General features: G+C 69.3%; 10 protein-coding genes and 2 pseudogenes. 1 reads left to right on the top strand and 11 read right to left on the bottom strand.

Going from position 1 to position 9,360, the window contains the following annotated elements; genetic code table 11:
* Positions 1 to 40: 40 nt before the first annotated feature.
* Genes ccsB through MCHUDSM44219_RS26060 form a run of 7 tightly spaced genes read right to left on the bottom strand, consistent with a single transcriptional unit; the run spans position 41 to position 6,310 of the window.
* Complete coding sequence (gene ccsB / locus MCHUDSM44219_RS26030) at positions 41 to 1,018, bottom strand: c-type cytochrome biogenesis protein CcsB (RefSeq protein ID WP_048421171.1); 978 nt, start codon at positions 1,016 to 1,018, stop codon at positions 41 to 43.
* Entirely contained in the window at positions 1,015 to 2,610 is a 1,596-nt protein-coding gene (resB, locus tag MCHUDSM44219_RS26035; protein WP_082162408.1) for a cytochrome c biogenesis protein ResB, read from the bottom strand. Before resB ends, ccsB begins: the two co-directional genes overlap by 4 nt.
* On the bottom strand, positions 2,610 to 3,332 hold the full coding sequence (locus MCHUDSM44219_RS26040) for a cytochrome c biogenesis CcdA family protein (protein ID WP_048421179.1): 723 nt from the start codon (positions 3,330 to 3,332) through the stop codon (positions 2,610 to 2,612). Before MCHUDSM44219_RS26040 ends, resB begins: the two co-directional genes overlap by 1 nt.
* A 41-nt stretch (positions 3,333 to 3,373) precedes the next feature.
* A complete protein-coding gene (locus MCHUDSM44219_RS26045; RefSeq protein WP_048421172.1) occupies positions 3,374 to 3,955 on the bottom strand; it encodes a TlpA disulfide reductase family protein in 582 nt (193 codons plus the stop codon).
* Positions 3,952 to 4,533, bottom strand: a complete 582-nt coding sequence (locus MCHUDSM44219_RS26050; protein ID WP_048421180.1) for a histidine phosphatase family protein — start codon at positions 4,531 to 4,533, stop codon at positions 3,952 to 3,954. Before MCHUDSM44219_RS26050 ends, MCHUDSM44219_RS26045 begins: the two co-directional genes overlap by 4 nt.
* A gap of 35 nt (positions 4,534 to 4,568) precedes the next feature.
* Positions 4,569 to 5,873, bottom strand: a complete 1,305-nt coding sequence (hemL, locus tag MCHUDSM44219_RS26055; protein ID WP_048421173.1) for a glutamate-1-semialdehyde 2,1-aminomutase — start codon at positions 5,871 to 5,873, stop codon at positions 4,569 to 4,571.
* Positions 5,874 to 5,923: 50 nt separating this feature from the next.
* Entirely contained in the window at positions 5,924 to 6,310 is a 387-nt protein-coding gene (locus MCHUDSM44219_RS26060; protein WP_048421174.1) for a nitroreductase/quinone reductase family protein, read from the bottom strand.
* A gap of 22 nt (positions 6,311 to 6,332) precedes the next feature.
* Here MCHUDSM44219_RS26060 and MCHUDSM44219_RS26065 point away from each other — a divergent pair.
* Positions 6,333 to 6,729, top strand: a pseudogene (locus MCHUDSM44219_RS26065) (nitroreductase family deazaflavin-dependent oxidoreductase).
* On the opposite strand, the gene MCHUDSM44219_RS26070 reads toward MCHUDSM44219_RS26065, so the two are convergent.
* The 4 genes and pseudogenes from MCHUDSM44219_RS26070 to MCHUDSM44219_RS26085 form a co-directional block, all read right to left on the bottom strand.
* Positions 6,701 to 8,068 (bottom strand): cytochrome P450, encoded by a 1,368-nt coding sequence (locus MCHUDSM44219_RS26070; RefSeq protein ID WP_048421175.1) that lies wholly within the window; start codon positions 8,066 to 8,068, stop codon positions 6,701 to 6,703. The pseudogene MCHUDSM44219_RS26065 and the gene MCHUDSM44219_RS26070 overlap by 29 nt on opposite strands.
* On the bottom strand, positions 8,053 to 8,538 hold the full coding sequence (locus MCHUDSM44219_RS26075) for a pyridoxamine 5'-phosphate oxidase family protein (RefSeq protein WP_109777987.1): 486 nt from the start codon (positions 8,536 to 8,538) through the stop codon (positions 8,053 to 8,055). Before MCHUDSM44219_RS26075 ends, MCHUDSM44219_RS26070 begins: the two co-directional genes overlap by 16 nt.
* A gap of 45 nt (positions 8,539 to 8,583) precedes the next feature.
* On the bottom strand, positions 8,584 to 8,919 hold the full coding sequence (locus MCHUDSM44219_RS26080; RefSeq protein WP_048421176.1) for a hypothetical protein: 336 nt from the start codon (positions 8,917 to 8,919) through the stop codon (positions 8,584 to 8,586).
* Positions 8,920 to 8,966: 47 nt separating this feature from the next.
* Positions 8,967 to 9,360: pseudogene (locus MCHUDSM44219_RS26085) on the bottom strand (hypothetical protein); the annotation flags it as partial.

The following is a 9,360-nucleotide window of genomic DNA, read 5'->3' on the forward strand; positions in this document are numbered from 1 at the left end:
CGAGAACCTCTACGCCGCCGTGTACACCACCCCGGTCCCCCTAGCCGACGCCCGCGTAGGAGTGCAGGCCGACCGTCACCAGGTTGATGAAGAACAGGTTGAACACCATCGCGACGAACCCGACAACGTTGATCCACGCGGCCTTGCGGTCGCGCCACCCGGCCGTCGAGCGGGCGTGCAGGTACGCCGCATACACGACCCAGGCGATGAACGACACGGTCTCCTTGGGATCCCAGCCCCAGTACCGGCCCCACGCCTCCTCGGCCCAGATGGCGCCGAAGATCACGCCGAACCCGAAGATCGGGAACGCGAAGATCGTTGTCCGATAAGCGATCCGGTCCAGAGTCTGAGCGTCGGGCAGCCGCGCGACGATGCGGCCGATCGCGTCGCTGCGGTCGGGATCACCCAGCCGGGACATCTTCAGCAGGAACAGGATGCTCGCCACGCCGGCGACCAGGAACACCCCGGAACCGAGGCTGACCACCGACACGTGGATCGGCAGCCAGTAGGACTGCAGCGCCGGCATCACGGGCGCGGCGTGCGAATACAGCCACCTGCCCGACACGGTCAGCAGGATCAGCACCGGGACGAGAACGAACACCCACAGCGAGCGGTACTGCGGTTTGCGCAGCACCACGGCGCCGGCCACCAGACCGCAGAAGCAGGTCAGGTTGATGAACTCGTACATGTTGCCCCACGGCACCCGCGAGGTGGAGAGCCCACGCAACACGATGCACGCCAGCAGCAGGCCGATGCCGACGTAGACGAGCGCGAGCCCCGCCGAGCCGATCCGCTCGTCGAACGGCCGTCGCGGCGCGTCGACCACCCGGCCGGGCGTCGCACTGTCGGTCGTCACCGATCCGGCGTTCACCAGTTCACGGCTGTCCACCCGGCGGCCCCGGCTGTAGGCCAGTTCGACGGCGAGCAGCAGCAGCGCCACCACGAGCACCACCAACGACGAGGTGTACGCCCAGTCGGAGTAGCGGGCCAGTCCTAGATCGATGTGGGTGGTGTTCATGCGCGATCCGCTTCCTTCTCTGTGCCGTCCCGCCGGCGCACCGGCTCCGCCTCCTCGATCGCCGAGAGCAGCTTCGTCGTCAGGCGCTCGAACTCGTCGCCCCACCCCGAGTTGTCGGTGCGGGCCAGACCGCCCAGCTCGACGTTCACGGTACCCGCAGGCCCCGGCGTCAGCCGCACCCACACACGTCGGCGCCGCACGATCAGCGACACCAGCAGGCCCGCCATCATCGTCATCGCGAACACCAGCACCCAGACCTGCGCCGGGTCGTGGGAGACCTGCAGGTTCACGAACGGCACCGCGCCGTCGAAGCGGACGATCGTGCCGTCGGGCAACCGGGTGTCCTGCCCGGCCCGAAGGTTGACGCGCGCCACCTTGCTCAGCCGGCCCTGGTCGATCATCCGCGGGTCCAGGGAGAACAGCGACTGCGGCCGGCCGGTGTCCAGCCCGGTGTCGCCCTTGTAGATGTCGACGGCCACCGCGGGATCGTTCATCGCCGGGAACTTCGACGACAGCAGCGTGCCGTCGAGCTGCTCGGTGGGCGCGAACAGACCCTGGATCGCGATCTGATTCTTGCGGCGTTCGCGTTCGTCGGCATAGGTGCCGCCGGGCGGGTCGAACCGCATGGCGCCCGACGACAAGAAGGTGATCTGGTCTTCGGGACGCCACTGCAACGTCTGGGTGCGGGTCTTGCCGTCGGGGAACTTGACGCTGAAGGTCGGCGCGTAGCCGTGGCCCTGCAGGTACACCCGGTCCCCGCCGACGCGCAGCGGCTCGTTCACCTTGAGCAGGTACGGCCGCCAGGTGCCGGAGTCGAGGTCGCCGCCGGCCTGATAGTCGATGTCGGCCTGGAACGACGTGGCCTGCCCGCTGGGCAAATAGGTCGCCTGGAAGTCGTTGACACGCACACAGATCGGATAGAGCGACGTGCCGTCGACGGTGTTACCGGCCCGGAACGAGTCGAACGCGGCCGGCGACGCCGAGCAGAAGCCCGGACCACCGTCGGCCACCACGATGACATTGCCCTCGTAGCTGAACAGCTTGCCCGCGGCGATCGCGACGAGCAGGCCGAGCAACGAGAAGTGGAAGACGATGTTGCCGAACTCGCGCAGATACCCCTTCTCCGCTGAGATCTCAGTGCTGTCTCCGTGGCGCGTGAAGCGCCGCCACCCCGACAACGTCTCGTCGACAGCCGCGGCCATCGCGACGACGTCGTCGCCGGGCACCTCTGCGGTGTGATGTTTGGGCAGCCGGGACAGATTGCGCGGCGCCGCGACGGGCTCGGCGCGAAGGCTGCGCATGTGCTCGGCCAGTCGCGGGGTCAAACAGCCCACCAGCGACACGAACAGCAGCACGTAGATCGCGGTGAACCAGAAGCTGGAGAACACGTCGAAGGCCTGCACCCGGTCCAGCCACGGCCCGATCGTCGGATGCTCGGCGAGGTACTCGGCCACCTTGGTCTCGTTGAGGCTGCGCTGCGGCAGCAGGGCGCCGGGGATGGCGCCGAGAGCGAGCAGGAACAGCAGCACCAGCGCCGTGCCCATCGAGGTCAGCGTGCGCCAGGTGTTGCGCGCATAGGCGAAAAGGCGCATCAGATCGGCAACCTCACGTCGCTGACGAACGCGTCGCGCACCCAGGACACGAACTCGTTCCACAGCCCGGTCACCAGTGCCGCGCCCACCAGGATCAGCAGCACGCCACCGAAGATCTGGATGGCGCGGGTGTGGCGGCGCAGCCAGCCTAGCCCGCTGACCGCACGGGCCGAGCCGAACGCCAGCAGCACGAACGGAATCCCCAACCCCAGGCAGTAGGCGATCACCAGGATCACGCCGCGGGCGACGTTGCTGCCCTCGGTCGCCGATGCCACCGCGATCACCCCGGTCAGCGTCGGCCCCAGACACGGCGTCCAGCCCAGCGCGAACACCGCACCCAGCAGCGGGGCGCCGCCCAGGGTGGAGATCTCGCGCGGGGTGAACCGGGTGTCGCGTTGCAACATCGGTACCAGCCCGATGAACACCAGGCCCATCACGATCGTGATCACCCCGCCGATGCGTTGCAAAAGCACCTGATTGGTGATCAGCGCCGTCGTCATCCCCAGCACCGCGACGGTGCCGAGCAGGAACACCACCGTGAAACCGGCCACGAACAGCGCGGCCGCGCCGGCGACCCGCAGCCGCGCACCGCGCACCTTCACCGAGGACGGGGAGTCCTCGACACCGACGACGGCGGCCAGGTAGGACAGGTAGCCAGGCACCAGCGGCACCACACACGGCGACGCGAACGACACGATGCCGGCCAGCAGGCTGACCGCCATGGCGATCAGCAGCGGACCCCCTGAGGTCACCTCGGCGAAGTTCACTTCTCGGCCGCCAACCGCTCGACGACCGGCTGTAGGTCCGAGGCCAGCAGTTCCCGCAGGAACACCGCGGCGACCCGGTGTTGCCGGTCGAGCACCACCGTGGACGGGATCACGGTGGTCGGATACCGTCCGCCGAAGGCGATCAGCGTGCGCATCGCCGGGTCGTAGATGGACGGGAACGTCACGCCGCGGTCGATGACGAAGTCGCGGGCGGCGTCGATGTTGTTGTCGCGCACATCGATTCCGAGGAAAGCGACGCCCCGGTCCCGGGTGGCCTGGTACACCTGCTCCAGCTGGGTGATCTCCGTGCGACACGGACCGCACCACTGTCCCCACACGTTGAGGACGACGATCCTCCCGTCGAAATCCTTCAGCGACAACGTCTTCGTGGTGTCCATCAGATCCGGCCCCGACACCGGACCCGGTGTGCCGCGCTCAGCCGGAGGGTCGTAGAAGATGTCGGTCTTGCCACCCGGCGCGACGAACTCGAAGCTGCCGCCCTGCGCGACGGCGTCGCGGCCGGTCGAGCATCCCGCGAGCACGACCACCGCCATCAGCAGGGCAACAAGCCGGTTCACTGCCCGGCCAGCTCCGCGTACCCCCAGCCCACACAGGCCTCGTCGTGGAAGTAGAACGACGTGACCGACGCCAGGTTGCACATGCGCCGGGTCGGAAAGTGGTGCAGCGGTTTCTCGGTCATCGAGCGGCGCAGTGTCTCGACGGGCAACTGATGGCTGACGCAGACGGCTTCGTGACCGGACGCCTTCACCACCGCGCGCCGCACCGCCCGCGTCATCCGCGCGGCGATCTCGGTGTACGGCTCGCCCCACGACGGGGTGCGCGGGTTGCGCAGGTGCCACCAGTTGCGGGGATCGCGCAGCGCGCCGTCGCCAGGGGAGACCCTCTGCCCCTGGAAGACGTTGGCCGACTCGATCAGCTCGTCGTCGGTGCCGACGACCAGGCCGTGCCGCGCCGCGATCGGCGCCGCGGTCTCCTGCGCACGCTCCAGCGGCGAGGCCACCACGTGCGTGATGTCGCGGGCGGCCAGCCAGTCGGCGACCGCCTTGGCCTGCGCCTGCCCGCGTTCGGAGAGATGGTAGTCGGGCAGTCGGCCGTAGAGGATCTTCTCGGGGTTGTGCACCTCGCCGTGGCGCATCACGTGCACGACCGTCCGATTGCCGGACGTCCCGGTCACGCGGGCCTCGCCTGAGCCGCTGCGCGCGCCGCGCCGGGCAGCGCCTCGGCGATGCGCCCGAAGGCGTCGTCGTCGAGAGCCGTTGAGACGAACCAGCATTCGTAGGCGCTCGGCGGCGGGTAGATGCCCGCGTCGAGCAGGGCGTGGAAGAACGCCGGGAACCGCCATGTCTCGGTGGCCTTGGCCGACGCGAAGTCGGTGACCGGATCGACCTCGCCGAAGAACACGCTGAACATGTTGCCCGCGCGCGGGATCTGATGCGCCACACCGGCTTCGGTCAGCGCATCCCCGATCAGGCCGATCAGCCGGTCGGCGTTGGCGTCCAGCGTGGCGTAGACGGTGTCGTCGGCGGCGCGCAACGTGGCCAGGCCGGCGGCCATCGCGACCGGGTTACCCGAGAGCGTGCCCGCCTGGTACACCGGCCCCAGCGGGGCCAGTCGGCCCATCACGTCGGCGCGGCCGCCGAAGGCTGCGGCGGGCAGACCACCGCTCATCACCTTGCCGTAGGTGAACAGGTCGGCGTCCACCGGATCCAGGCCGTACCAGCCCGAACGGCTGACCCGGAACCCCGTCATCACCTCGTCGGAGATCAGCAGCGCGCCGTGCGCGGCGGTGATGCGGCGCAGTTCGGCGTTGAAGCCGGGCAACGGCGGCACGGTGCCCATGTTGCCCGGGCTGGCCTCGGTGATCACGCACGCGATCTCGTCGCCGAACCGGGCGAACACGTCCTCGAGGGCGGCGACGTTGTTGTAGGGCAGCACCACGGTGTCCGCGGCGGCCGCACCCGTCACTCCGGGCGACGACGGCAGGCCCAGCGTCGCGACACCCGAGCCGGCATCAGCGAGCAGCGCGTCACTGTGGCCGTGGTAGCAGCCGGAGAACTTGACGATCTTCGCCCTGCCGGTGAAGCCGCGGGCCAGCCGGATGGCGCTCATCGTGGCCTCGGTGCCGGAGTTGACCAGCCGCAGCCGTTCGACCGGCGCGACGCGGTCGATGATCTCGCGGGCCAACTCGGACTCCGACGGCGTCGGCGCCCCGAACGACAGCCCGTCGGCCGCCGCCCGCTGCACCGCCTCGACCACCGCGGGATGCGCATGCCCGAGGATCATCGGCCCCCAGGAGCACACCAGGTCGACGTAGCGGTTGCCGTCGGCGTCGGTCAGCCAGCAGCCCTGGGCGGAGGTGATGAACCGGGGAGTGCCGCCGACGGAGTTGAACGCACGCACCGGCGAGTTCACTCCGCCGGGGATGACCGAGGCGGCGTCGGCGAAGAGCTTCGCGGAGACGTCGGTACTGCTCATGGCACCAGTGTCCCAGCCGGGTCAAAACGGTCAACTACAGGGTGTAGTGGTCACTCCACGGGTGTGAGCGCGAACACGGGATGGTCGGCGTCCTCGGGCAGCGCGCGCCAGTAGCTCTCGACCACCTTGCCGGCCAGCGGCCGGTAGGCCGCGATGACGCGCGCGCGCTCGGTGACCGGGATCTCCGAGGCGATGTACGCGGTGTCACCGACGGCGACCGACGGGTGAGCCCGCACGTTCTTGACCCAGTCCGCTTCCCCGCGCGTCGACACCAGGTACCGGACGCCGTCCACCTCGGGCACGACCACCGGGATCTGCTGAGAGGTGCCCGTCCCGCGTCGGGTCACGGTCAGCGTCGTGCTGCCGCCGACGCCGAACGCCATCGCGATGCGGTTGAAGATCCGCCGCGTGAACCACGGGGGCTTGAGATAAGCCACGACTGAAGAGTGTGATGTCCGTATGCAGTTGCCGCAATGGCTGGCCCGGTTCAACCGCCACGTCACCAACCCGATCCAGCGGCTCTGGGGCCGGGTGGGCCCCGACGATGGGCATCCTCACCCACGTCGGCCGCCGGTCCGGCGCGCTGTACCGCACCCCGCTGACGGTGTTCCCGACCCGCGACGGGATCGCCGTGCTGCTGACCTACGGGCCCGACCGGGACTGGCTGAAGAACCTGACCGCCGCCGGCGGCGGCACGATGCGCCGCTACGGCCGTTCGTTTCCGGTCACCGATCCCCGGGTGGTGAGCAAGGCCGAGGCTGCGCCGTCGGTCACCGGATGGATGCGGCCGCTGTTCGCGGTGCTGCCGTTCGAGCAGGCGGTGCTACTCACGACCGCGGCGTCAACCGCGCCCTGATCGGCCCCTTGGCGACCGTCGTGAACGGCACCTCGCACTCGAAGTCGTCGTCGAGTGATTCGACCGTCATCGCCCGGACCACGGTCGCGAGCGCGAGCGTCGTCTCGAGCCGGGCGAAGTGCTCGCCGATGCAGGGCCGCCCGCCCCCGAGGAACGGCAGGAACTGCCAGCGGTCGCGCGCCTGGACGTTCTCCGGGCTGAACCGGTCCGGGTCGAACGCCATCGGATCGGGCCACAGCTCGGGGTCGTGGTGCAGGGCGTACAGACCGAGCGCCACCAGACTGCCCTTCTCCACCCGGTAGCCCGTCACCTCGATGTCGCGGGTCACCACGCGGGCCACCCCGGCGGCGGGCGGGCACAGCCGCACCGCCTCGTGCAGCACCTGCACGGTGTACCCGAGCCGCGACACGTCCGCAGGCGTCAACTCGCGGTCGCCGAGCGCGGCGGCCTCGGCGGCGACCCGCTCCTGCACCTCGGGGTGGTGCCCGAGGATCCACAGCGCGTACGTCAGCGCCGTCGCCGTGGTGTCGTGTCCGGCCAGCATGAAGATCAACAGGTCATTGGAGATCTCGGCGTCGGTCAACGGCCGGTCGGTCTGCGGATCCCTCGCCGCGATCAACGCCTGCACCAACGGCGCGTCCCGGTCGGGATCGGCGCTGCACGCCGCCACCATCTCGTCGGTGATCGTGCGCATCGCGTCGACCGCCGCACGCGCCCGCCGCCGCGACCGGGTCGGCAGCCAGCGCGGGGCGCGCACCGGCCGCAGCGCCCGGTCGGCGGTGTAGGACGACGCCACGTGCATGCACCGTGCGATCGTGTCGCCGCGTTCGTTCAGGTCGATGCCCAGTACCGACCGGCCCAGCGACTGCATCGCGACCCGACGGCACTCCACATCCAGGTCCACCTCACCGCCCGTCGGCCAGCGGTCGACGAAAGCCTGTGCAGCACTTGCCATGTGGCCGCCGAAGTTGCGCACACTGGCCTTGGTGAACACGGGTTGCAGTGCCCGCTTGCGCGGCCGCCATTGCCGGTTGGGCAGCACGAAGAGGCTGTCGCCCGCCATCCCGCGGACCTCCTCGTGGATGATGCAGCGGTCGGTGGCTGCATCGTTGCGGCCCAGCACATCTCGCATGCCGGCCGGGGACATCACCGCGACGATCGGCGGGACGACCCTGGCGGGACCGAGCTGGATCCGGGTCACCGGTCCGCCCGCGTCGCGAATGACGTCCTGACCGGTGTCGAGGCGGCGGACCAGTTTCACCAACTCCCGCAGCGGCAGCGGGTTGCGCGGCGCCAGGGGCAGCGACCGCACGTCGGCATCCGTCACGTCCTGTGCCACTGCATGACCTCGCCGGTGCCCGCCGTCATCACGGTGCCGGGCATCACGCGCAGCCGGTAGGGCGCCAGACGCAGTACCGCGAACTGCTCCGACGTCGGGCCGTCCTTCCACATCGGGATGATCGCGGGGTCGTATCCGACCGGAGCGGGCGCCGTCGCGAACCGTTGCCACACCGCGTGGCGGGTGTCGTCGTCGGTGTACCACTCGACCAGGCACTCGGCGCTGCAGGTGTCGTGCGTGGTGGTCCAGTAGCTGACCGACACCTCGGGGTGCACGGCGAGGTGCGCCCGCTTGACGGGGCTCGGCACGGTGGCGATCCAGCCGAAGAGGTCAGTGCCGTCCCACTCCCAGATGGGATGCAGGATGCGTGAGCGCGGTTTGCTGTCGGCATCGACGGTGGCCACGGAGGCCCACACGATGGAATGCGCCATCGCCACGAACGCGGGCGCGATCCGGTCAAGTGGTGTCACAGGATCCCAGCCTAGGCACGCGGGCGGTGACCCGCGAGCGCGCTGCTAACCCTCGAGCTTTTTCTTGAACTCCTCGGTGTTGCGGTACTCCACGTTGCCGATGTCAGCACTGGTTTCGATCTTGCCCTTGTCCTCATCGTCGACCCAGTTGGTGACCGAGGTGCCCGAGACCGTGCCGCTGCTTCCCGGCAGCGTGGTGGTCTGGAGATTCTCGGTCTTGTAGGCCTCGGCCATCTCCTTGGCCTTCTCCTTGTGTTCCTCGGTGACCTCGGGCTTCTCCGTCAGCTTCTGATCCTCGTCAGGAGGTTCGGTGACGTGATCGAGCTGGACGTTGGGGGTCTCCCCCTGCTGACGCTCTTCGGTCTTCTCTTCGGCGCTCATGGCCCTACGACTGCCCCAAAGTGTGAGCAACGAAACAGCGACGCGATTCAGGCGGGCACACCCCGCAGCGCCATGGGCAGGCTCGGCAGGAAATGCCGGCGGGCAAACGCGCGGAGATCGTCGGGGGTGTCCAGGGGCTGGGTACTGGGCAGCAGCAGCACCATCGCGGCGTAGCGCAGGATGCAGTCGGCGAGATCGTCGACCGCGTCGGCGCCGATGCGTTCGGCGAAGCCCGGCGGGAAGATGACCCGCAACGCCTCGGCCATCCGGTCGACGGCCGCCCGGTGGTAGCGCCCGGCGAGTTCGAGGGACACCAGCCACCGGCTCGAGCTGCCATCACTGACGGAGAACCCCGCCCTCAGAAATCGCTTGAGCCACTTGATCTTCAGCTGATCACGCCGAAATCGAACACCACAACCGATGACAGCGATCTGATTGGAG

Source organism: Mycolicibacterium chubuense, assembly GCF_001044255.1.
GTDB classification, from domain to species: domain Bacteria; phylum Actinomycetota; class Actinomycetes; order Mycobacteriales; family Mycobacteriaceae; genus Mycobacterium; species Mycobacterium chubuense.